This window comes from Vibrio sp. 10N.247.311.51 (assembly GCF_041467855.1).
GTDB lineage: Bacteria > Pseudomonadota > Gammaproteobacteria > Enterobacterales > Vibrionaceae > Vibrio > Vibrio coralliirubri.
Map to the genome: position 1 here is coordinate 1 of NZ_JBFSVK010000021.1, position 23,474 is coordinate 23,474.

Genomic DNA, 23,474 nt, shown 5'->3' on the forward strand with positions numbered 1-23,474 from the left:
GAATCTCGAATCTCGAATCTCGAATCTCGAATCTCGAATCTCGAATCTCGAATCTACTTATAAATACACAGCATGTTCAAGTAGCTATCCGTTAAGCTTGAAAGCTCTTCTGGCGTTTCTACACGTTTCGCTTGGATGAATAGCGAGTAGCAAATGCCGTGGAATAGGTTCGCTAGATGTTTAGGATCGTGATCGTCGCAAACTTCGCCGCGTTCAATCGCTTTGCTAAACATGTTTTGTACTAACATTTGGTTAGTGCGGTTGGTTGTTACGAATAGTGGCCATACTTCATCACGAGTCGAAGCGCTCCATTCGAACCATACATTTAACCAATGGCTATCTTGAGCCACTAACGTCACCATTTCAGTCGCAATATTATGTAGGTTTTGTTTTGCGTGAATATCCAGATCGATATTGTCTGAAAGGAAGTTAGAGAATTGGCGTACAACGTGATTTAGTACTTCATCAACCAGATCTTCACGGGTTGGGAAGTAGTTAAATACAGTTGCGACAGACACCTGAGCGATGTCTGCAATATCAGCGTGTCCACCACGACCGATACCGCGGCGAGAGAATACCTCAAGAGCGATTTCCATCAATTGAAGTTTTCTTTTTAAAGGTGAAAGCCTAGTTCTAGGTCTCTTAGATATTGAGTCCATTTTATTTTCCTTGCCAACGAAATTTTTATATTAATGATTTTATTATTATTTAAGCCAAGATGAGTGTAATGGTGCATATGCGAATGGTCAATCCTTTCAGCTTGTTTTATAGACAGTTACATCAAACTTGATACATAAAGCGTGATCAGCATTGATGTGAAAGGAGACGAGTATTGGATAAGGCACCAGCGCACATTTCGTTGAGAATCTGACAGTAAATTCGAACCATAAGGTGGTGTGGGTATTTGAGCAGTGCTAGACTTACGCACAAAATTGAGCGACACAACTGACGAAACTGTCAACATTCGTCGCAATCACCAAATAGAATGAGAGCAGTATGAAGCATACAGTTGAAGTCATGATCTCTGAGCAAGAAGTTCAGGATCGAGTGAACGAACTAGGCAAACAGATCACGGAACACTACAACGGTAGTGAAGATCTAGTTTTAGTTGGCTTATTGCGTGGATCTTTTGTCTTTATGGCAGATCTTGCTCGTGCTATCGATTTAACTCACCAAGTTGATTTCATGACCGCGTCTAGCTACGGCAACGGCATGGAAAGCTCACGTGATGTTCGTATTTTGAAAGACCTTGATGATGATATCCAAGGTAAAGACGTTCTACTTGTAGAAGATATTATCGATACAGGTAACACGCTGACTAAAGTAAAAGAGATTCTGAGCCTACGTGGTCCTAAGTCTATCGAAATTTGTACGCTACTAGACAAGCCTTCTCGCCGTGAAGTGACAGTAGATACAAAATGGATTGGTTTTGAAATCCCAGACGAGTTTGTTGTTGGTGTTGGTATCGACTACGCACAAAAATATCGTCACCTACCGTACATCGGTAAGGTAGTACCTCAAGAGTAATCATTACGCTTGTGGTTTAGAAGTCATTAAAAAGCCCGCTTGATGCGGGCTTTTTGTATATATGACGGAATGGGTTAGCTTTGTTGACTAAGAAGAGGTGTCGTTAAGATCTTGTTTAATGCATCTAAATGACTGTTCTCTAGAGTATCGTTACTTGAGCAACGTACGCCAAGGTCCTGCAGCTTGCCATCGCCAATACCATAAACCACACCGTGGATTTCAACGTCTTGGCCACGCTCCCACGCATTCTGCATAATGGTTGAGTTGCCTAGGTTATAAACCTGTTCTGCGACGTTAATTTCGCACAACTTGTCACCCCATTGCTCACGAGGAAGCCCCTCGATTTGTTTACGGTATTTTAGGTAATTGTCACGGATGTGAAGTAACCAGTTGTTGATAAGACCAAGTTTAGGGTTATCAATCGCCGCGTTAACACCGCCACAGCCATAGTGACCGCAGACAATGATGTGTTTAACTTTGAGTACATCGACGGCGTACTGTACCACTGAGAGGCAGTTTAGGTCGGTATGAACCACTTGGTTCGCCACATTTCGGTGAACAAACAGTTCGCCAGAATACAAACCAGTGAGACGCTCGGCCGGAACACGGCTATCTGAGCAGCCAATCCATAGAAAACCAGGGCTTTGACCCTCTTCAAGCGTTGTAAAATACTCAGGTCGTTGAGATCGAATTTCTTCTGACCATTTAGAGTTGTTTTCAAAAAGCTGTTTAATCTCTGGCATTTTGCGTCTTACATCCCTTAATTAAGAATCTCAACTATACACAATGTTACAAATTCAATCTCGTAAAAACTGTGTCAAATAGTACTCATCTGACGTGTACTCGTCGTTAAAATCATTAACTTAGCGTAGAAGCTATGATCCGGTTATAAGACATTAATAATGTGATTGAATTAACACTTTCTGAACACTTGATACATTTGTTAAAGTGATAAGGTTTGTCATTTCATCATCAGGAAGGTGTGTTTTGTTTGGAAGTCGTTTTACGGATATCAATCTCAAAGGGGATATGTTTGGTGGTGTTACTACTGCCATCATCTCATTACCTTTAGCATTGGCATTTGGTGTTGCTTCTGGTGCGGGCGCGGAAGCTGGCCTCTGGGGTGCCATCATGGTTGGCCTATTTGCGGCATTGTTTGGTGGCTCGAGTAGCCTGATCTCAGAACCGACCGGCCCAATGACGGTGATCATGACAGCCGTAATGACCAGCATGGTCGCGAAATATCCTGAAACTGGCATGGCAATGACCTTCACAGTCGTGATGATGGCAGGTGCTTTTCAGATATTGCTCGGCACGTTAAAGCTCGGAAAATACGTGACTTTGATGCCATATAGCGTGATTTCCGGATTTATGTCGGGTATTGGCGTTATTTTAATTATTCTTCAGTTGTCCCCTTTATTAGGACATGCCGCACCTTCTGGTGGGGTGATGGGCACGCTCTCTGCTCTTCCTGATACGCTAGCAAACTTAAAAGTGAGTGAACTGTTTTTAGGTGCATTGACGCTCGGTATTCTTTTCGGTTTTCCGGCTAAATATCGTAAGTATGTGCCCGCTCAACTGGTCGCTTTGGTTGCTGTGACACTCTTGTCCGTCATTGTTTTTGATACCGACTCTATTCGCCGTATTGGTGAAATCCCAGCTGGTTTACCTTCTCTCGTTATCCCTACGATCAGCGCTGAACAGTTCACGACCATGGTTATTGATGCCTTGGTACTGGGTACGCTTGGCTGCATTGATACGCTTCTGACCGCGGTTATCGGAGACTCACTGACTCGTAAAGAGCATGACTCAGACAAAGAGCTTCGTGGCCAAGGCATTGCCAATATGATCTCTGGCCTGTTTGGTGCGCTACCTGGCGCGGGTGCCACTATGGGGACTGTAACCAATATTCAGGTGGGAGCGCGTTCTCCGCTTTCAGGTGTTATTCGAGCTTTAGTACTTGCGCTCGTGGTATTGGTTGCGGGTGGCTTAACAGAACCGATTCCTATGGCAGTGCTGGCTGGTATCGCGATGTATGTGGGTTTCAATATCCTAGATTGGAGTTTTATCCAGCGCGCGCACAAGGTCAGCTATGCTGGCATGGGCGTGATGTACGGCGTGATGTTACTGACTGTGTTTGTTGACTTGATTATTGCCGTTGGACTGGGCGTGTTTATCTCGAACATTCTGATTATTGAAAGATTGAGCCGAGAGCAAGCCAGACAAGTTAAGGCGATCAGTGATGGTGATGATGAAGACGATATCCCATTGACCGATAGCGAACGTCAGTTACTCGATAGTGCCAATGGTAAGGTGCTATTCTTCTACCTTTCAGGACCGATGATATTCAGCGTTTCAAAAGCGATTTCACGTCAGCACTCAAGTATTTCTGACTATGAAGCGATGATTCTAGATCTGACAGATGTCCCTATGATTGATGTCACTGTTGGCCTTGCGCTAGAGAATGCGATTAAAGATGCATTGGATGCGCAGTGTGAGGTGTACCTGCTTTGTCCCAATGAGAATACTCGTCAGCAACTAGAGAAGTTCCACGTGATTGACCTAGTACCTGAATCCAACACTTATCGATTCAGATATGAAGCCCTGACGGCAGCAACAAGCTATGTCGACAGAGATGAGCATCAATTTGAGTCAGTTTAATTATTCAGTAATAAGCGAACATGAATGAGCTGATATGAATAATCTAATATGAATAAGCTATAGACGCTCACTTCAAGACTGATCATTAATGCCGTTAAGTGAATAACTTAGCGGCATTTTTATATTTATTGAACGTTGATTTAGTCTTCACGTAGCCAAGAGGCTTATTGGTTTTCGAAAGAAACTCTCACACGATATTTGTATTAATCGTCAATCAACGATAAACTTGTTTGCAAAATGGCCGAGTAAACAAGTTTGGGTTAGTTTTCTGCTAGCTCGTTTTAAGCATTACTCTCTTCCTCAAGCTCGGTCGTCTACATCTTATCTATAGCAAATGGCAGTCTATCTCTATGTATGCATTAGAAATTGAGCAATTAAGAAAAACTTATGCTGGGGGCTTCGAGGCTCTTAAGGGCGTTAGTTTACAAGTAGAAAAAGGTGACTTTTACGCACTACTTGGTCCCAATGGTGCGGGTAAATCAACCACCATTGGTGTTATCTCTTCACTGGTAAATAAAACGTCAGGCAAGGTTAAAGTGTTCGGCTACGACATTGATACCGATCTGGAGTTAGCGAAGCAGAACTTAGGCCTTGTGCCTCAAGAGTTTAACTTTAACCCGTTCGAAACCGTTGAACAGATCGTGCTGCAACAAGCGGGTTATTACGGCGTGCCAAAATCCTTAGCAAAAGAGCGAGCGAAAAAGTACCTATCTCAACTCGATTTGTGGGAAAAACGTGGCGAACGTGCGCGTAACTTGTCTGGTGGTATGAAGCGTCGTTTGATGATCGCGCGTGCATTGATGCATGAACCTCATTTGTTGATCCTTGATGAACCAACGGCAGGCGTTGATATTGAACTGCGTCGTTCAATGTGGGAATTCCTAAAAGAGATCAATGAGAAGCAGGGCATTACCATTATCTTGACCACGCACTACCTAGAAGAAGCAGAAATGCTGTGTCGCAACATTGGTATCATCAATCGCGGTGAACTGATTGAGAACACAACAATGAAAGCGCTGTTGGGTAAATTGAGTGCTGAGACCTTTATTCTGGATCTGGAAGAGGGCACGACTGAACCTAAGCTTGAAGGCGTGAATAGCCAAGTGATGGTCAATGGCTCGCTAGAAATTGAAATCGACAAGAACCTAGGTTTGAATACCATCTTTGCTCAATTGAGCGAGCAACAGGTTAAAGTCCTCTCTATGCGTAACAAAGCAAACCGTCTAGAAGAGCTATTTGTGAGTATCGTCCGTGAGGGGAGTAAATAATATGTACAGCCTATATTGGACAGCTTTCTGCAGTTTGTTGACCAAAGAGATCAATCGCTTTACTCGTATCTGGGTGCAAACTCTGGTGCCGCCAGCGATTACCATGACGCTTTACTTCATCATCTTCGGTAACCTGATTGGTGCGCGTATTGGTGAAATGAACGGCTTTAGCTACATGGAATACATTGTTCCCGGTCTGATCATGATGTCGGTGATCACCAACTCATACTCCAACGTTGCTTCATCGTTCTTTAGCGCCAAGTTCCAGAAGAACATTGAAGAACTGCTCGTAGCACCTGTTCCTAACTACGTGATTATCGCCGGCTTCGTAATGGGTGGTGTGGTTCGTGGCTTGTTAGTGGGCACTATAGTAACCTTCGTGTCGTTGTTCTTTGTCGACTTACAAGTTGACCATTGGGGCGTGATCATTGCGACGGTATTTTTAACGTCGGTAGTATTCGCTCTGGGTGGCTTGATTAACGCGGTATTCGCACGAACGTTTGATGATATCTCTATTATCCCAACCTTTATCTTAACGCCGCTGACGTACCTTGGTGGTGTGTTCTACTCGATCAGTCTATTGCCTGAATTCTGGCAAGGTGTATCGAAGTTGAACCCTATCGTGTACATGGTTAACGCGTTCAGATATGGCTTCTTGGGTGTGTCTGATGTGGGTATCGTGACGTCGTTTGGCGTACTAGGTGTGTTTATCGTGCTGTTGTATGGCATTGCACACTACTTAGTGACAAAGGGTATCGGCTTACGTAGCTAACTTTTGGTTATCCAGGTTCTATTCATTATCCTGAATGACAGGCAAAGAAAAAGGTCGATATTACATCGACCTTTTTTGTATCTTTCGTTTGTGCTTTGCGTTAGAAGCTGGTTTACGTAAAGAGAAGAAAGCGGATTACTCAGCCGTTTCTTCTTTCACTTCTTCTTTGGTTTCCGTTACCAAATCGAGAACTTGGTTATCGATAAGACGGGTCTTACCTAGGAAAGCCGACATTAGAATCACTGCTTGAGTTGATTCTGAAGTGATCGCTTGCAGTGTTTTCGCATCGCAGATGAAGATCTCGTCAGGTTGAAGATCTGCAGCGCGTAGCTGGTCAGTTGCATCTTCAATCACTGAGGCGTAATCATCGCGGCCACCACGAATTGCGCTGCTGATCCAACGCATAGTGCGCGCTAGAACCGGTGCACGTTGACGCTCATCAATGGTGAGGTTGCTATTGCGAGAGCTCATTGCCAAACCATCCATTTCACGAACGGTCGCAACGCCGACAACTTCAATGTCTAACGCTAAATCAGTGGTCATCTGGCGAATAACAGCAAGTTGCTGAAAGTCTTTCTCGCCGAAGCATGCAAAGTCTGGCTGAACGATATTAAACAGTTTAGTGACAATGGTTGATACACCACGGAAGTGACCTGGACGAGAGGCACCTTCAAGCATGTGAGATATGCCAGGGACCTCAACAAACGTCTGCTTGTCTAATCCATCTGGGTACATCACCTCTGGCGTTGGTGTAAATACTAGCTCAACACCTTCACCTGTTAGCTTGCTTAAATCTGCTTCTAACGTGCGAGGGTAGTTGTTTAGGTCGTCGGCACGGTCAAACTGCATTGGGTTTACAAAGATGCTTACCACAACGATGTCGGCCAGCTCACGAGCTTTCTTTACCAGAGTTAGGTGGCCTTCATGCAGGTTTCCCATAGTCGGTACAAAAGCAACCGTACGTCCATCACGCTTAAACTGTTTAATCTGCTCACGAAGAGCCGCTATTTCAGCAAAAGTTTGCATACTTACTCCTAAGCGATTGTATGAGCTTCATCAGGGAAGCGCGCGCTCTCTACTTCTTCTTTGTATAGAGCTACTGCCTTACGCATATCACCTGTTTCTGCTAGGAAATTCTTAGAGAACTTCGGCATGTAGTTCGCAGAAATACCGAACATGTCATGCATAACCAAGATCTGACCATCGGTAACATTACCCGCGCCGATACCGATAACCGGTACGTCACAAGCTTCTGTAATTCGTTTTGCCAATGAAGCTGGCACACATTCAAGTAGAACGATTTGAGCGCCTGCGTTTTGCAGTGCCAACGCGTCAGCAACCATTTTGTCGGCTTGCTCGTCGTCACGACCTTGAATCTTGTAACCACCAAAAATGTTCACAGATTGAGGCGTTAAGCCTAAGTGTGCACATACTGGTACTGCACGTTCTGTTAGCATCTTCACAGTATCAACCAACCAGCTTCCGCCTTCGATTTTTACCATGTTCGCACCAGCACGCATCAAAGTCGCTGAGCTCTCACAAGCTTGCTCTGGCGTTGCGTAGCTCATGAAAGGCAAGTCAGCCATAAGAAGACAATTTGGGCTACCAGCACGCACTGAGCGAGTATGGTAAGCAATGTCTTCAACGGTTACTGGTAATGTATCGTTATGGCCTTGTAAAACCATACCCAGTGAATCACCGACAAGCAGAACTGGCATTTCTTGGCTTTCGAATAATTGAGCAAAGCTCGCATCATAAGCTGTCGAAGTCGCGAATTTACGGCCTTCACGTTTGCATTTGATCAGGTCGTTAATGGTTACTTTTTTCATTGGTTTTCCTTAATGCGCTTGGCTATTGTTGCCAAACATTGAGCCCGTTCTTATCTACTATTTTCAGCAGTTCTGTCAGCTCAGTCCCATCAGGGAGTTGTAAACTTGGTGCGATTTCAGCAAGCGGGTAGAGTACAAACTCTCGTTCTTTCATTCCATAATGAGGAACGATTAAGCGCTCTGAATCGATCACCTCATTGCCGTATAGCACAATGTCGAGATCCAAGGTTCTTGGTCCCCAACGTTCGTCTTTACGGACGCGCCCTTGCTCTAGTTCGATCTTTTGAGTGCAATCAAGTAGTTCAATTGGCGTTAATTCGGTTTGGATAGCGACTACCGCGTTGATGTAGTCAGGTTGATTTTGCGGTCCCATTGGAGTGCTACTATATAGCTGAGAGGTCGCAATAAACGTTGATCGCGGTAGGCTTTTTAGCGTTTCGATAGCCAAATTTGCTTGGCTAACTGGGTCGGCAAGGTTGCTGCCGACCGCAATGTAAGCAGTTATCATTCGGATTGCTTACTCTTTTTGTTTCGGTAAGTCTTACGGCGACGATGGCCTGACTTTGATGGTGCCGCTACGTCGTTAGCCATTGCTTGGCGCATGTTGCGACCTGCAGTCTGATAACGCTCCCACCATTTTGCTAACTCTTTGGTTTCGCCACCTTCAATCTCACCACGCATTTCTAGGAAATCGTAGCCTGCACGGAACTTGTTGAGCTCCATTAGACGAACAGCGCGTTTACCGTTACGGCGAGGCAGTCGAAGTTGCAGTTGCCAAACTTCGCGAATGGTTGCGGTGTGACGACGAGGAATCGCAATAGACTTTACTTGCTGATCAAGAATGATGTTACTCGCTTCCATGATCGCATCGTAGTGTGCCATTCCCTGTTCAGCGACAAGTTTGTCTGCCAGTTTGTTCATTGGGTACCAAAGCATCGCTGCGAACATGAATGCTGGGTTTACTCGCTTACCATCTTCGATGCGAAGGTCGGTTGAATCGAGAACCAAATCAAGCATCTGCTCTGTGTGAGAGTCGTAATCTTCTGTGAAGTGCTCAGCTACTGCTGGGAACATCTGTTGGAACAGGTTGTACTCGCGCATCAGGTGGTAGGTTTCTAAACCGTGACCTGATTGCAGTAATTTTAGAGACTCTTCGTAAAGGCGCGCTGCTGGGATGTCTCTTAGAAGGTGAGCTAACTCTTCAATCGGGTCAGCCGTGTCTTCTTCGATGTCGAAATCCAGTTTAGCGGCGAAGCGCATTGCACGTAGCATACGTACTGGGTCTTCGCGGTAACGCGTTTCTGGATCGCCAATCAGGCGGATCAGTTTATCTTCTAAATCTTCTACACCACCCGCGTAATCGTGGATGCTGTAGTCTGCAATGTTGTAGTACATCGCGTTGATTGTGAAATCACGACGTTCTGCATCTTCATCAACACTGCCGTACACGTTATCGCGCAGTAGCATGCCTTCTTTCGATTGTGCAGAAACGTTCTTCGATGGTTCTTGGTGGTGACCACGGAAAGTTGCCACTTCAATAATGTCGCGACCAAACATGATATGTGCCAAGCGGAAACGGCGACCGATAAGGCGACAGTTTCTGAAGAGGTGTTTGATTTGCTCTGGCGTTGCGTTGGTCGCAATATCAAAATCTTTTGGCTGAGAGCCTAATAAGATATCGCGCACACCACCACCGACTAGAAATGCGTCAAAACCCGCACCATTCAGGCGATATAGCACTTTTAGTGCGTTGTCGCTGATCTGCTTGCGTGAAATATTGTGCTCTTGACGAGTATAAATATTCAGAGCTAATTCGTGGAATCCGCGTTGTTCGCTTGGGGTATTGTCGTTTGTATTCATTAGTTTAGAACAAAGTAGGTATCGCCAACTTTGTTTTTCTCTTAGTCCAAAGTGGTAGTGCAGAGTTTAATTGCGGCTAATAATAGCTTAGCGCGAGCCATTTGAGAACATCGTCTGCTTAACCACAGTGGTTGGTTATGGCATTTTTATGTGTCGTTTTTGCTATTTGCCGTGAGTTTCGAGCTAATTACAGTGCTCTTTTTGTAAACTATCAGGTAACCAGCTGACGTTCCATTGTTGGCAGCCCCACAATAAAATCTCATCCATTGAAGCCTCACAAAGAGCCGTCGGGATATCAAAACCTAAGAATCGCATCGCGTTGAGTAACGTTGGTTTTGGGTTATCGAGATCTATCGCGGTGGCATGGTTCTGTTTTGACAGTTTATTCCCCAAGCTATCGGTTGCCAATGGTAAGTGCAAGTAGCTCACTGTTTTTTGTTTGAGCGTCTTATACAAACTGATTTGTCGACCAGTTGGTTCTATCAGATCTGCGCCTCTTACGACTTCTGTCACTCCTTGTTCGATGTCATCAAGGACAACAGCCAAGTTATAGGCAAACAATCCATCTCTGCGTTTAATAATAAAATCTTCTTCAGCTAGTGCTTTAGGGATTTGAATGGTGCCGTGGCGAACATCATCAAAGGACTCTACTGGAAAGTCCATGCACAAGCGCACCGCCTGTTCGCCTGAATCGATTAAACCTGCATCTCGACAGTGACCATTGTAAAAGCCACCCAAAGCCTTTATCTGCTTGCGGGTGCATTGGCAGTAGTAGGCTTGATTGTCAGCGACCCATTGATCGATTTGAGCTTGATACAAGCCATGACGCTGGCTTTGATAGACGACTTCACCATCCCAAAATAGGTGGTAAGCCTCAAGCGTCTTAAGAATGAGGTCTGCAGCGCCGGCCATTTCTCTTGGAGGGTCGAGATCTTCCATACGAACTAACCATTTTCCTTGGTTAGATTTCGCTTGAAAGTAGCTACCAAGAGCAGCAACAAGTGAGCCAAAATGAAGAGGACCTGACGGTGATGGTGCAAAGCGCCCGATATAATTCATGAGTGAACAACCTAATCTAAATGGTACCGCAGTAGCCGATTCTTAAGACGTTTAACAAGAGCTTTAATGCGTAGAACTAAGCTTCAATCTATAGAAAAAGGTTTGATGTATAGAACTAAGGCTTAAAGCTGCTATTTACTATCAAGCGTGTGAAATACTTCGCTCGGATAACAAACAAAAAAGGGAGCCAAGGCTCCCTTTCTTTACATCTGCAAGAATTAACCTTGCATCTGTTTCTCTTTGATCTCTGCAAGTGTTTTACAGTCAATACAAAGATCAGCAGTTGGACGAGCTTCAAGGCGACGAATGCCAATCTCGATACCGCAAGAATCACAGAAGCCGAAATCGTCTTCTTCGATCTTGTCTAATGTCTTCTCAATTTTTTTGATAAGACGACGCTCACGGTCACGGTTACGTAACTCTAGGCTGAATTCTTCTTCTTGAGAAGCACGGTCAACTGGGTCTGGGAAATTCGCTGCTTCGTCCTGCATGTGGTGCACAGTACGATCAACTTCTTCCCTGAGCTGGTTGCGCCAAGCTGCTAAAATTTTTGTAAAATGTTCCGTTTGCTCAGGTGACATGTACTCTTCACCTGGCTTCTCTTGGTACGGTTCAACACCTGCGATGGCTAGGATGCCTAGCGCTTTTTTCTTAGATTCTGGCATACAGCATCTCCTATTTACACCTAGTCAACTGCAAAGCAGCTAATTTTAAGGCGGGTATCTATAGCAGAAAGAACGAATGGTGGCAAATACTCTTATTCAAACTTGCAATCAATGTGATTAGTTCAGCATCTTTGCTTAGCTATTGATAAATTCAACAGCTTGTTTTAGTTGTATTTGAGTACTGCTGAGCTCTGCTTTATAGCAAAGCACTTCAACTCCAGCGTCTTGTGCTTGTTTTAGTAATAACGAATATTTGGCGTCTATATGGTGTGCCGCAGACACTTTTTCAATACCTGAATGTAAAACAGTGAATAAAAGTACGGCTCTATTTCCAGATTCGACCATTTCTGTGAGTTCACGCAGATGTTTTTGGCCTCTGGTTGTGACCGCATCAGGGAAAAAACCTTGCCCTTTAGTTGACGTTTCTTGTTCGTCGAGCAAAGTGACGCTTTTCACTTCGATATAACAAGGCGGCTTTTCGTTATCTTCAAGCAGAATATCAATGCGACTATTCTCACTGCCATATTTCACTTCGGTTCGTAACGCGTTATAACCTAAGAGTTCAACTATAGTCCCATTTTCAATTGCTTCCACTGCTAGCTGGTTTGCCCGCGCAGTATTTACACAAATACGATGACCTTTGTCTGTTTCTGAGATCTCCCAGCTGTTTGGGTACTTTCTTTTTGCATTATCGGAGGTTGAGTACCACACCGTATTGCCAGGAGTCGCACATCCTGTCATCGCTCCAGTGTTAGCGCAGTGAATAGTACGCTCGCTACCGTCTGGAAGTTGGATGTCAGTGAGGAAACGTTTATAGCGTTTAATAAGAGTCGCTGGCTCTAATGGCGGATTGAAGTGCATATTACTTATTTAGACAGGTAGGTTTTTATGTACAATGTTGCCAACATTACACCACAAGGTTCTCCCATTGCCACAACTGCCCATAGAAGCTGTGATGCCAGATCTGCTCGCTGGCGTAGAAACACACACTCAACTTATTCTAAAGGCCGCTCCCGGTGCGGGTAAGTCAACATTCTTCCCTTTACAGTTAGTTAAGACCAACGCCGTTCAAGGCAAAATCATTATGCTTGAACCGAGGCGTTTGGCGGCAAGGAATATCGCAACTTACTTAGCCAACCAATTGGGAGAAAAAGTGGGAGAGAGCATAGGTTTTAGAGTTCGTGGTGAATCTAAAACCAGCAGTGCGACTCGCTTGGAAATCGTAACCGAAGGGATTATGACGAGAATGATCCAAACCGACCCTGAATTGACTGGGGTTGATATGGTGATCTTTGATGAGTTTCATGAGCGCAGTATCCATGCAGATACCGCATTGGCGTTTAGCTTGGAGATCCAAGATGCGTTGCGTGATGATCTAAAAGTGGTTGTGATGTCGGCAACCTTAGATCAACAAGCTCTACAAACTTTGCTGCCGAATGCCAAATACGTTGAATCACAAGGTCGCACCTTTCCGGTCGATTTCCGTTATCAGCCTCTTAGTGCAAATGAATATCTAGCCCCTAAAATGGCCAACGTGATTCGCTCTCTGATGGATAAAGAGTCAGGCTCACTTCTGGCCTTTTTGCCGGGCGTTTCTGCGATTAAGCAGGTGGAATCTCAACTAGAGCAACTTGCCAGTGATATCGATGTTTGCCCTCTGTATGGGCAACTCAGCTTTCCTCAACAGCAGAAAGCGATCGCGCCATCAGAGAAAGGGCGTCGAAAGGTGGTGTTAGCGACCAATATTGCTGAGACTTCTTTGACGATTGAAGGCATTCGATTGGTGGTTGATTCCGGGCTTGAACGTGTGGCGAAGTTCGATCTGAAAACCGGTATTACTAAGCTTGAGCAAGTGAAAATTTCGCAATCTTCAGCTGAACAACGGGCGGGGCGTGCGGGACGAATTGAAGAGGGCTTGTGCGTCCGTTTGTACAGCGAAACGCAACTTATTCAGCAACCGGCTGTACCAGAACCTGAAATTCTTCATTCTGATTTGTCTTCGTTAGTGTCTGAATTGACTCAATGGGGCGCTGCGAGTGCCGATGAACTGCAATGGTTAGACGTTCCACCAAAAGCTTCTATTGGGCAAGCCAAGCAACTCTTACAGACTCTTGAATTGTTAGACGAGAATGGTCAATTTACGGCACTAGGAAAACAGGCCCAACGTTTAGGTTTAGAGCCTCGTATTGCCAGCATGTTGGTTAAAGCGCAGCAAGGTAGTCCTGCTCTGTTGAATGTCGCGATTGTTGCTGCCGCTTTGCTGGAAGAGCCGGAACGCAATGTGACGGATATTCAACACTCTTTACATCGACTTAAGCAAAGAAAACATTCCAAAAATAGCGTGGTGATGCAGCGAGCGAAAAGTCTCGCGAGCAAACTCAATCATCACTTAGATTTGTCACAAGCTGACGAATCATTGCTACCATTAGTGCTTTGTTTTGCCTTCCCAGACCGGATTGCACAAGTGAGAAGCGCGACCACCAGTGCTTTCCTTTTGGCGAATGGTCACGGCGCTGAGGTTCGTGATGATGATCCACTGGCGAACAATGACTATATCGTAGTGATTGATTTGATGCGCAGCACAGGGCGAGCCAGTCAAATTTTCTTAGCCACCGCGGTTGATATTGCGCAGCTAGAAGCTGAATTTCCAAAGCTGTTTGTGCGTTCCGATTACGCCGATTGGGATGAGAAACGTGGCCGTTTAGTTGCCGAGCAGCGTGTATCTCTGGGCAAGTTGATTATCAGCACCAAAGCTTTAGCTGATCCCGATGCGAATCAGGCGAGCCAAGCGCTGCTCAATTATGTCGCTCGGTGCGGGTTGGATCGCTTAAATTGGACAGCTTCGGCTAAGCAGTTGGTTGAGCGTGTACGCTGTGCAGAGCTTTGGATGCCTGAGCATGATTGGCCAGCGATGGACGAGGCAAGTTTGGTTGAACACCTTGATGAGTGGTTATCCCCCTATCTGAATGGCATTAAGTCGGCAAAAGGGCTGGCTAGTGTTTCGATTGAGCAAGCATTGTCGGCTTATCTTGGCTGGCCTTTGAATCAGGAAATCGACCAATGGCTGCCAACGCATTATCTGATGCCGACCGGCAGTAAGAAGGCCATTCGTTATCAATATCAATCTGAACCAGTGATCTCAGTGCGAATGCAGGAAGTCTTTGGCGAACAAGACTCGCCATTGATCGCGCAAGGGCGTAAAAAAGTCGTGCTTGAGCTACTTTCTCCAGCACAGCGACCACTGCAAATTACTCAAGATTTAGCCGGCTTTTGGGCTGGCGCGTACAAAGAAGTACAAAAAGAGATGAAAGGCCGTTACCCAAAACATCCTTGGCCGGATGACCCTGCTAACCATGTAGCAACCACTAAAACCAAACGACAGTTGAATCGATGATGACCAAAATGTTAACGCCAAAAAAGGCACCACCTAAAAAAGCGCCAGCAAAGAAGTCACCAGCGACCAAAGCCAAGCCTAGAAAACCAAGAGCGGCTGCGAAAAAGACCAAATCTAAGGCTAAGAAGTCTGGCAAAAGAGGTTGGTTGAAGATCCTATGGGGCATTTCTTGGAAAGCGGGCTTGGCTCTTGCGGCATTGCTGTTGTTCGTCGGTATTTATCTCGATTCTGTGGTCAAACAGCGCTTTGAAGGTCAGCTGTTTGATTTGCCAACCGTGGTTTATGCGCGTGTGCTAGACCTGTCTCCGGGAACTCCGGTGAGTTTAGTTCAGGTTAAGAATGAGCTCGATGTACTTAATTATCGTAAGGTGAACGCGCCTCGTCACCCGGGCGAATACTCCTCTTCTTCAACCAAGATTGAAATGATTCGTCGTCCGTTCGAGTTTGTCGATGGACCGGAAGCGGATCGTCATGTGATGCTGCATTTCAACGGTAACGAGTTAACTCGTATTCAGTCGCTAGAGAAGAAAGGCGACATGGGTTATCTGCGTGTTGAACCGAAAATGCTTGGCATGCTTGAGAAAAGTAACGATGAGCAGCGCCTGTTCTTAAAACGTAATCAATTCCCAGAAGTGATGGTTGATGCCTTATTAGCAACCGAAGACCGAAATTTCTATCAACACGATGGAGTGTCGCCACTGGCTATCGCTCGTGCAATGGTCGTTAACGTCAAAGCTGGGCGAACGGTACAAGGTGGTAGTACGCTGACACAACAGCTGGCAAAAAACCTGTTCCTGTCCAGTGAACGTACATTGTGGCGTAAGGTCCGTGAAGCCTACATTGCACTTATCTTGGACCATCGTTACAGCAAAGACCGTATCCTAGAGGCTTACTTAAACGAGGTTTATCTTGGGCAAAATGGTGGGCAAGCGATTCATGGCTTCGGTTTAGCGTCTCGCTTGTACTTCGGTCAGCCAATTCAAGAGCTCCGTATTGATCAACTAGCACTGCTGGTGGGTATGGTGAAAGGACCTTCGTATTACAATCCGGTTCGTTATCCTGAGCGTGCCAAGACTCGACGAGATCTTGTTCTTCGCTTATTGATGCAACAAGACATATTAACTCCGCGACAATACGAAGAAGCGGCGAGTCGTGATTTGGATATTCAAGACAACCCGCGCATTGCTAGCCGTCAGCCCGCTTACTTCCAACAAGTAAACATTGAGCTTAAGAAGTATGTCGGCGATCGATTTGAGGCGAAAAAAGGGATTCGAGTCTTCACCTCTCTGGATCCGGTCTCTCAAGACAAGTTAGAGAAGTCGATTGCTCGTAAGGTGCCTGATTTATCGAAAACCGCAGGTAACAAACTGGAAGCAGCAGCTATTGCCGTGGATAGAAATACCGGTGAAATCCGAGCGATGGTCGGTGGTAAGCGTACTGGCTACGATGGCTTTAACCGTGCCTTGAACGCGAGTCGCCCAATTGGTTCTTTGGTCAAGCCTGCAATTTACTTAACCGCACTAGAGCAGCCTCAGAAGTACACGTTGGCGACAACATTGAAGGACACGCCACTGAGCTTGAAAGGCAGTAAAGGCAGCGTGTGGAGCCCGAGAAACTTCGATCGTAAGTTCCGTGGCGATGTGCCCTTGTATGTGGCGCTTTCTAAGTCTTACAACGTACCTACCGTTCGTTTAGGCATGCAGTTAGGCATTGATAGCGTCTCAGATACGATTGGAAAGCTGGGGGTCGATAAAAATGAGATTCGCCCAGTACCATCGATGTTTTTGGGTTCGTTCTCACTGACTCCGTTCCAAGTTGCGCAGATGTATCAAACTATCACCAACTCTGGCCGTATCGCACCTTTGTCTGCGCTTCGCTCTGTGGTTGATAATGATGGTGAGGTCTTATATCAATCGATTCCTCGTGTATCACAAAGCGTTGACCAGCAAGCCGCTTGGCTAACAACCTATGCGATGAAGCGTGGTGTCTCGGAAGGTACAGGCCGTTTCCTACAAGGTCAGTTTGCATGGGCAGGGTTAGCTGGTAAAACGGGCACTAGTAATGACAGCCGAGACAGCTGGTTCGTGGGCGTTGATGGCCGTGAAGTGACGACCATCTGGCTAGGGCGAGATGACAATAAGCCGACTAAGCTTACTGGTTCGAGTGGTGCGTTACGTGTTTATGCCGATTATCTCAAACAGAGAACGCCCGAGCAGTTATTGCTGCCTTGGCCGACAGGCATTGTCACGGCCAACTTTACTCGAACTTCTGAAGGGGCTTTAGAGTTTGATTGTGATGGTGCAGTCAAACTGCCAGTTTGGGATGAGGATGGAAACATTAAAAAGGGCTGTGAAAGTCAACCAAAACAGTGGCTAAAGAAGCTTTTTCAGTGGTAAAGTCGTAACAGGAAAGAATGACAAGGACAGTTAAAATAATGATTTCTCGTTGGTTAGTGAGTGGCTTAGGCATTGTCGGTACTGTGATCAGTTTTCAGCTGTTTGCATCCACCGCGACACAGGTTGATCAATCTCAGCAGGCTGAACAAGCTCATAAAAGACCAACCGTTGCTGTCGTTCTTGCGGGTGGTGGGGCAAAAGGTGCAGCTCACATTGGTGTGCTTAAAGCTCTAGAAGAGATGCAAATCCCGGTTGATTACATTACCGGTACCAGTATGGGCTCATACGTTGGTGGTCTTTATGCGACAGGGATGAGCGCAGACGAGATCGAGAGCTTTATTTATACGGTCGATTGGAATCGCGGTTATCGTGATCGCGTTAACCGTAGTGATCGCCGTGTACGTGACAAAGAATATGAAGACCGCTACCAACTGAACACCGATCTCGGTTTAGGTTGGGGCGAAATCAAAGCAAGGAAAGGGGTGGTGCAAGGCCAGAATATGTTACGTATTCTGCGTGAGACCACAGGTAATCTATCCTCATTCGATTCTTTCGACCATCTTGCGATTCCATACCGTTCCGTCGCAACCGACATCATCGAACTTGAAGAGGTGGTCATCGACCATGGTCACCTTGTTGATGCCATGATGGCCAGTATGTCAGTTCCCGGCGCGCTTCCTCCTTATGAACTCGATGGTCGAATGCTGGTTGATGGTGGTGTCACCAATAACATGCCCGTCGACGTTGCCAGAGCGATGGGTGCAGACATCGTCATTGCGGTGGATATCAGTACCAACTACAAAGGCAAAGATGATTTCACGAATTTTCTAGCCGCAGCTGACCAACTCTCTAATTATCTTGTTCAACGCAGCACCCAAGAGCAAGCTGAAACACTCACAGACGATGATGTCTTCCTGCGCCCAGATGTTGGGGAAATGGAGACGACAGAATTTGATAAAATGCCATCGGCTTTCCTCGCGGGCTATGAAGCCGCTAAGCAGCATACTGATGAACTTTCTAAGCTATCGCTCTCAAATGCCGATTATCAGCATTATATCGAGGACAAACAAAAAGCACGCAGACAGCTAAAACACGGCGATCAGACCGTCGTTGACCGAGTTGTGATCAATAACAACACCCACTATTCCGATAAGCTGATCGAAAACCGTTTAAACCTTGATTCAGGTGAGGTTCTGAAGACCAGTGAAATTGAATCTAAAGTACAAGACCTCTATGCGCTAGATAGATTCGAGTTGGTGACGTATGAATTTGACACTGTGGATGGCGAGGAGCAACTGCAGGTCGATGTGAACGAAAAATCTTGGGGGCCAAACTACCTCAACTTTCGATTCTTTCTTGAAGATGACTTCTCGACTACCAGTCAGTACTCGATCGGTGTTTCAGCCAACTTTACCGATATCAACTCGCACGGTGCAGAGCTAAGAACCAATATCGAGATGGGAACGGATAAACGAATTGAGGCGGAACTCTATTCGCCATTCTTTTCGAGTCAAAAATTGTTCACTTCTGCATCGATTGCTTATAGCAAGGAAAACAGAAATCTACCGGTAGATATTGACGATATTGAAGAGCCGACACTGGACGTAACGAAAGACTACTTTCCAATGACTTATAGCGAGTATGTCGGTGAATTGGCATTAGGCTATCAACCTACTTTGTGGCAAGAACTGAAATTTGGTGCTCGTTATACTGATGGGGATGTTGAGGTGGCTTCTTTACCTTCGTTAGGTAATGGTGGTTACACTCGTATTGGTGGGTTTATCAATTATCGATTGGATACTTTGGATAACTTCAGCTTGCCTACTGAAGGTTATTTTGTTGATTTAGAATACCTTGTTTCTCATGATGACTTTCAGAATGATACCTCGATTAACGAAACAGAGCTGACGTCTGAGAGCGATACGGTTTATGAATTTTCGGCTAATTTAATGGCTGCAAAGAGTATCGAGAAGCATACTTTAGTCGCAAAGCTCGATTACGGTATTGTAGAGAGTAAAAATTCGATTTTCCCTATTGATCCTAAAGAGCTTGGTGGCTTCTTAAACCTGTCAGGTATTCCAAGGAACAGTATGATTGGCCAGAACTTGGCCTACACCAGCCTTATCTATCGTTATAAGTGGTTTGAAAATGACTTCGGCCTTTTTGAATCACCATTCTACGTGGGTGCATCCATTGAGCATGGTGGTGTTTGGTCGAACAATGATTTGAGTATTGATGAAGCGCCAATGTACACCGCGGGTTCTGTTTTCGCGGGTGTCGATTCACCAATCGGGCCGATCATTTTAGCTTATGGCCGAACCGAAGATAATTTCGATTCGGTGTATCTGATTGTAGGTACGTCCTACAAATAATCATGCGCAGAGTCGCCATTTAAGTGCGTAATTAGGCAAAAATAGTGGGACTTTCGTCTTAACTTGCTATGTTGGTCAAAATGATAAGATTTTAATTTAACGTTAAATTTGCTATTCTACCGCCCACAGTTTGGCCTCTATGACGCCGCTCATCAATACAAATTGAATGACAAAAATGGCAATGGAGAGCCAAGTTTCCAAGGATGTTCACTTCTTTATTTTACTAACAATTATGAAGGGAAGAAGTGAACCGCAATGAGAGGAAAAAAGTCGTGCTTGAAGCCTACCGTAAACACGTCGAAGAACGTGCTGCCGAAGGAGTTGTTCCAAAACCACTAGATGCTGAGCAGGTAGCTGGCCTAGTTGAACTTCTGAAGAATCCACCTCAAGGTGAAGAAGAAATCATTCTTGACCTACTAGAAAATCGCATTCCACCGGGTGTAGATGAAGCTGCTTACGTAAAAGCTGGCTTTCTTACGGCTATCACTAAAGGTGAAGTAGCTTCTCCACTAGTAAGCAAAGCAAAAGCTGCAGAACTGCTTGGTACTATGCAAGGCGGTTACAACATCGAATCTCTAGTATCTCTACTAGACGATGCTGAGCTTGCTCCAATCGCTGTTAAAGCGCTATCTCATACTCTACTGATGTTCGATGCGTTCTATGACGTAGAAGAGAAAGCAAAAGCTGGCAATGCATCTGCACAACAAGTACTTCAATCTTGGGCTGATGCTGAATGGTTTACAGCGAAAAACAAAGTAGCGGAAAAGATCACCGTTAAAGTATTTAAAGTTACCGGTGAAACGAACACTGATGACTTATCTCCAGCACCTGATGCATGGTCACGTCCTGATATCCCAGTGCACGCGAAAGCGATGCTGAAGATGGAACGTGATGGCATTACTCCTGATGAACAGGGTAGCGTTGGTCCAATCAATCAAATTGAAGAAATGCAAAAAGATGGCATTCCACTGGCTTACGTTGGTGATGTTGTTGGTACAGGTTCTTCACGTAAATCGGCAACAAACTCAGTACTTTGGTTCATGGGTGAAGATATCCCATTCGTACCAAACAAGCGTACTGGCGGTGTTTGTCTTGGTGGTAAAATTGCACCAATCTTCTACAACACAATGGAAGATTCAGGCGCACTACCCATTGAACTGAACGTACAAGACATGAACATGGGCGATATCATTGATATCTACCCGTACGAAGGTGTTGTTCACAAGAACGGTTCTGTGATTTCAAACTTTGAGCTAAGCAAAGTACTTCTTGATGAAGTGCGTGCTGGTGGCCGTATTCCACTGATCATCGGTCGTGGTCTAACGGGTCGTGCTCGTGACGCTCTAGGTCTAGCTGAAACGGATCTGTTTGCTAAACCAATCGATCCATCTGCATCTGATAAAGGCTACACGCTAGCTCAGAAGATGGTTGGTAAAGCATGTGGCGTTGAAGGTGTTCGTGCTGGTCAGTACTGTGAACCTAAAATGACGACAGTCGGTTCTCAAGATACGACCGGTCCTATGACTCGTGATGAGCTTAAAGATCTGGCGTGTCTTGGTTTCTCTGCAGACCTTGTAATGCAGTCTTTCTGTCACACATCGGCATACCCTAAACCGGTAGATGTAAACACTCACCATACGCTACCTGATTTCATCATGAACCGTGCGGGTGTTTCACTTCGTCCGGGTGATGGCGTTATCCACTCATGGCTAAACCGTATGCTTCTTCCTGATACTGTAGGTACAGGTGGTGACTCGCATACTCGTTTCCCTCTAGGTATTTCATTCCCTGCGGGTTCTGGCTTAGTAGCATTTGCTGCAGCAACAGGCGTTATGCCTCTTGATATGCCTGAATCTATCTTGGTTCGCTTTAAAGGTGAAATGCAACCGGGTATCACGCTACGTGACCTCGTACACGCGATTCCTCTATACGGTATCAAGCAAGGTCTACTAACGGTAGAGAAAGCCGGTAAGATCAACGAATTCTCTGGTCGTGTACTAGAAATTGAAGGTGTTGAGCACTTATCTGTTGAGCAAGCATTTGAGCTTTCTGATGCATCTGCTGAGCGTTCTGCTGCAGGTTGTACGGTTAAGCTATCTCAAGAGTCTATCGATGAGTACCTGAACTCGAATATCGTTATGCTTAAGTGGATGATTGCTGAAGGTTACGGTGATGTTCGTACGATTGAGCGTCGCATCACAGCAATGGAAGAGTGGTTAGCGAACCCTGAGTTGCTATCTGCTGATTCAGATGCGGAATACGCGCATGTTATTGAGATTGATCTTGCTGACATCGATCAACCAATCCTATGTGCACCAAACGATCCAGATGATGCTCGTCTTCTTTCTGACGTTCAAGGTACTGAGATTCAAGAAGTGTTCATCGGTTCTTGTATGACCAACATCGGTCACTTCCGTGCTGCAGGTAAGATGCTAGAAGAGTTTAACGGCTCACTAAATACTCGCCTATGGGTGGCTCCGCCAACGAAGATGGATAAAGACCAACTGACAGAAGAGGGCTACTACGGCATCTTCGGTCGTGCTGGGGTACGTATCGAAACTCCTGGCTGTTCACTATGTATGGGTAACCAAGCTCGTGTTGCTGATGCTTCGACGGTTATGTCGACGTCAACGCGTAACTTCCCGAACCGCTTAGGTAATGGCGCGAACGTTTATCTGGCTTCTGCTGAGCTTTCTGCTGTTGGTGCGATTCTAGGTCGCATCCCAACGAAAGAAGAGTACTTAGAGTACGCTGAGAAGATTAATGCAACGGCTGCTGATACATACCGTTACCTGAACTTCCATAAAATGGGTCAGTACACGGAAAAAGCAGACACGGTTATCTTCCAAGAACCAGCTTAGTTCCTCGTTATATTTGTAGCTGCAGCGTTGTTGACTGCGTACGTTCACCGGAACGCCGGCCGCCCTAATTACATAGAGCTTCTATGCTCATAGGGATGAACGTACTTGTCGCCTAACTGCAACTATTTAGAGGAACCCAAATGATAGAACGTCTACTTCGGTAGGCGTTTTTTTATGTCTGAATACTGGACGACGAGCGACTCGATCTCTTGATGACTTCGCTATATACTCTTGCCTCATTTTTGCCACAACCCTTTTATTGAGCCTCTTTTTATTAGAGCTTTGGAGCCTTATGGAATTCGAATTTACTAGAAACACTCTAATGGGTGAATACTATGTGAAATGCAGTATGGGCCATGAGATTGTTGGCCGTTGGCTTCAAGAAGAGATCGGTAAAGATAAGCAGAAATTAGATCATGTGATGGCGTTGATTGAGCAATCTCGACAGGACTTGAGCAATGAAGTGACGCTGCTTGGCAAAGAGATTAGCCTTGCGATCAATGAAGATGAAGTAACGATTCAAGAAAACGTGTTAGCGCATGAGCAAGAGATGGAAGAGGGCAGTGAATTCGACTTCTATAATTGTGAAAGCCAAGCAAGCTGCGGAATCGACGATTTCGAACTGCTCATCGAACGCTGGATGGATTTTTTAGGTTACTAGTCCTAAGACCTATTTGTTAGTCACTCAGAGCTTTGAAGGCTCCGTTGCCCAAAACTGGAGCAATAAGAGCATCACGCATTAAGATAGTGAAAAGGCCGCACCATATTGGTGCGGCCTTTTTCGTTATTACGACCTTATTATCTTCATCT

At 45.5% G+C, this 23,474-nt stretch carries 18 protein-coding genes; 9 read left to right on the top strand and 9 right to left on the bottom strand.

The window, feature by feature from the left end:
* Positions 1-53: 53 nt before the first annotated feature.
* Entirely contained in the window at positions 54-659 is a 606-nt protein-coding gene (locus AB6E85_RS17480; RefSeq protein ID WP_019824386.1) for a LuxR/HapR/OpaR family quorum-sensing transcriptional regulator, read from the bottom strand.
* A gap of 337 nt (positions 660-996) precedes the next feature.
* Here AB6E85_RS17480 and hpt point away from each other — a divergent pair, with 337 nt between their 5' ends.
* Positions 997-1,527 carry a hypoxanthine phosphoribosyltransferase gene (gene hpt / locus AB6E85_RS17485; protein ID WP_017059438.1) on the top strand — a complete coding sequence of 177 codons (531 nt, stop codon included), beginning with the start codon at positions 997-999 and terminating at the stop codon, positions 1,525-1,527.
* 74 nt (positions 1,528-1,601) lie between these two features.
* Here hpt and can read toward each other — a convergent pair whose 3' ends face one another.
* On the bottom strand, positions 1,602-2,270 hold the full coding sequence (gene can, locus AB6E85_RS17490; protein WP_017059437.1) for a carbonate dehydratase: 669 nt from the start codon (positions 2,268-2,270) through the stop codon (positions 1,602-1,604).
* Positions 2,271-2,556: 286 nt separating this feature from the next.
* On the opposite strand from can, the gene AB6E85_RS17495 reads away from it, so the two are divergent.
* The 3 genes from AB6E85_RS17495 (at position 2,557) to AB6E85_RS17505 (ending at position 6,228) form a co-directional block, all read left to right on the top strand.
* Entirely contained in the window at positions 2,557-4,188 is a 1,632-nt protein-coding gene (locus AB6E85_RS17495; protein WP_197279006.1) for a SulP family inorganic anion transporter, read from the top strand.
* A 350-nt stretch (positions 4,189-4,538) separates the two neighbouring features.
* Positions 4,539-5,456, top strand: coding sequence for an ABC transporter ATP-binding protein (locus AB6E85_RS17500; protein WP_372143377.1), 918 nt, complete (start codon positions 4,539-4,541; stop codon positions 5,454-5,456).
* A gap of 1 nt (position 5,457) precedes the next feature.
* Complete coding sequence (locus AB6E85_RS17505; protein WP_010435987.1) at positions 5,458-6,228, top strand: ABC transporter permease; 771 nt, start codon at positions 5,458-5,460, stop codon at positions 6,226-6,228.
* Positions 6,229-6,363: 135 nt separating this feature from the next.
* Here the strand turns inward: AB6E85_RS17505 and panC are convergent, their stop codons facing one another.
* From panC to sfsA, 7 genes are all read right to left on the bottom strand, one after another.
* Positions 6,364-7,254, bottom strand: coding sequence for a pantoate--beta-alanine ligase (panC, locus tag AB6E85_RS17510; RefSeq protein WP_048615611.1), 891 nt, complete (start codon positions 7,252-7,254; stop codon positions 6,364-6,366).
* Between the two features lie 8 nt (positions 7,255-7,262).
* Entirely contained in the window at positions 7,263-8,057 is a 795-nt protein-coding gene (gene panB / locus AB6E85_RS17515) for a 3-methyl-2-oxobutanoate hydroxymethyltransferase (RefSeq protein WP_048605732.1), read from the bottom strand.
* A 22-nt stretch (positions 8,058-8,079) separates the two neighbouring features.
* Complete coding sequence (folK, locus tag AB6E85_RS17520) at positions 8,080-8,565, bottom strand: 2-amino-4-hydroxy-6-hydroxymethyldihydropteridine diphosphokinase (protein ID WP_004735459.1); 486 nt, start codon at positions 8,563-8,565, stop codon at positions 8,080-8,082.
* Positions 8,562-9,917 carry a polynucleotide adenylyltransferase PcnB gene (gene pcnB, locus AB6E85_RS17525; RefSeq protein ID WP_017059432.1) on the bottom strand — a complete coding sequence of 452 codons (1,356 nt, stop codon included), beginning with the start codon at positions 9,915-9,917 and terminating at the stop codon, positions 8,562-8,564. Before pcnB ends, folK begins: the two co-directional genes overlap by 4 nt.
* 183 nt (positions 9,918-10,100) lie before the next feature.
* Positions 10,101-10,976, bottom strand: coding sequence for a tRNA glutamyl-Q(34) synthetase GluQRS (gene gluQRS / locus AB6E85_RS17530; protein WP_372143379.1), 876 nt, complete (start codon positions 10,974-10,976; stop codon positions 10,101-10,103).
* Positions 10,977-11,194: 218 nt separating this feature from the next.
* Positions 11,195-11,641 carry an RNA polymerase-binding protein DksA gene (gene dksA / locus AB6E85_RS17535; RefSeq protein ID WP_004738189.1) on the bottom strand — a complete coding sequence of 149 codons (447 nt, stop codon included), beginning with the start codon at positions 11,639-11,641 and terminating at the stop codon, positions 11,195-11,197.
* A 135-nt stretch (positions 11,642-11,776) separates the two neighbouring features.
* Positions 11,777-12,502, bottom strand: coding sequence for a DNA/RNA nuclease SfsA (gene sfsA / locus AB6E85_RS17540; protein WP_017066814.1), 726 nt, complete (start codon positions 12,500-12,502; stop codon positions 11,777-11,779).
* 34 nt (positions 12,503-12,536) lie between these two features.
* Between sfsA and hrpB the strand changes: the two genes are divergently transcribed.
* From hrpB to AB6E85_RS17565, 5 genes are all read left to right on the top strand, one after another.
* The gene (hrpB, locus tag AB6E85_RS17545; protein ID WP_372143381.1) at positions 12,537-15,035 is read left to right on the top strand and encodes an ATP-dependent helicase HrpB; all 2,499 of its coding nucleotides are present in this window, start codon (positions 12,537-12,539) and stop codon (positions 15,033-15,035) included.
* Positions 15,032-17,431 carry a penicillin-binding protein 1B gene (gene mrcB / locus AB6E85_RS17550; RefSeq protein ID WP_048612327.1) on the top strand — a complete coding sequence of 800 codons (2,400 nt, stop codon included), beginning with the start codon at positions 15,032-15,034 and terminating at the stop codon, positions 17,429-17,431. The genes hrpB and mrcB overlap by 4 nt, the downstream gene beginning before the upstream one ends.
* 38 nt (positions 17,432-17,469) lie before the next feature.
* Positions 17,470-19,803 carry a patatin-like phospholipase family protein gene (locus AB6E85_RS17555; protein WP_372143383.1) on the top strand — a complete coding sequence of 778 codons (2,334 nt, stop codon included), beginning with the start codon at positions 17,470-17,472 and terminating at the stop codon, positions 19,801-19,803.
* 272 nt (positions 19,804-20,075) lie between these two features.
* Positions 20,076-22,664 (top strand): bifunctional aconitate hydratase 2/2-methylisocitrate dehydratase, encoded by a 2,589-nt coding sequence (gene acnB / locus AB6E85_RS17560; RefSeq protein WP_048605714.1) that lies wholly within the window; start codon positions 20,076-20,078, stop codon positions 22,662-22,664.
* Between the two features lie 292 nt (positions 22,665-22,956).
* A complete protein-coding gene (locus tag AB6E85_RS17565) occupies positions 22,957-23,325 on the top strand; it encodes a YacL family protein (protein WP_019824378.1) in 369 nt (122 codons plus the stop codon).
* The last annotated feature ends 149 nt before the right edge of the window (positions 23,326-23,474 follow it).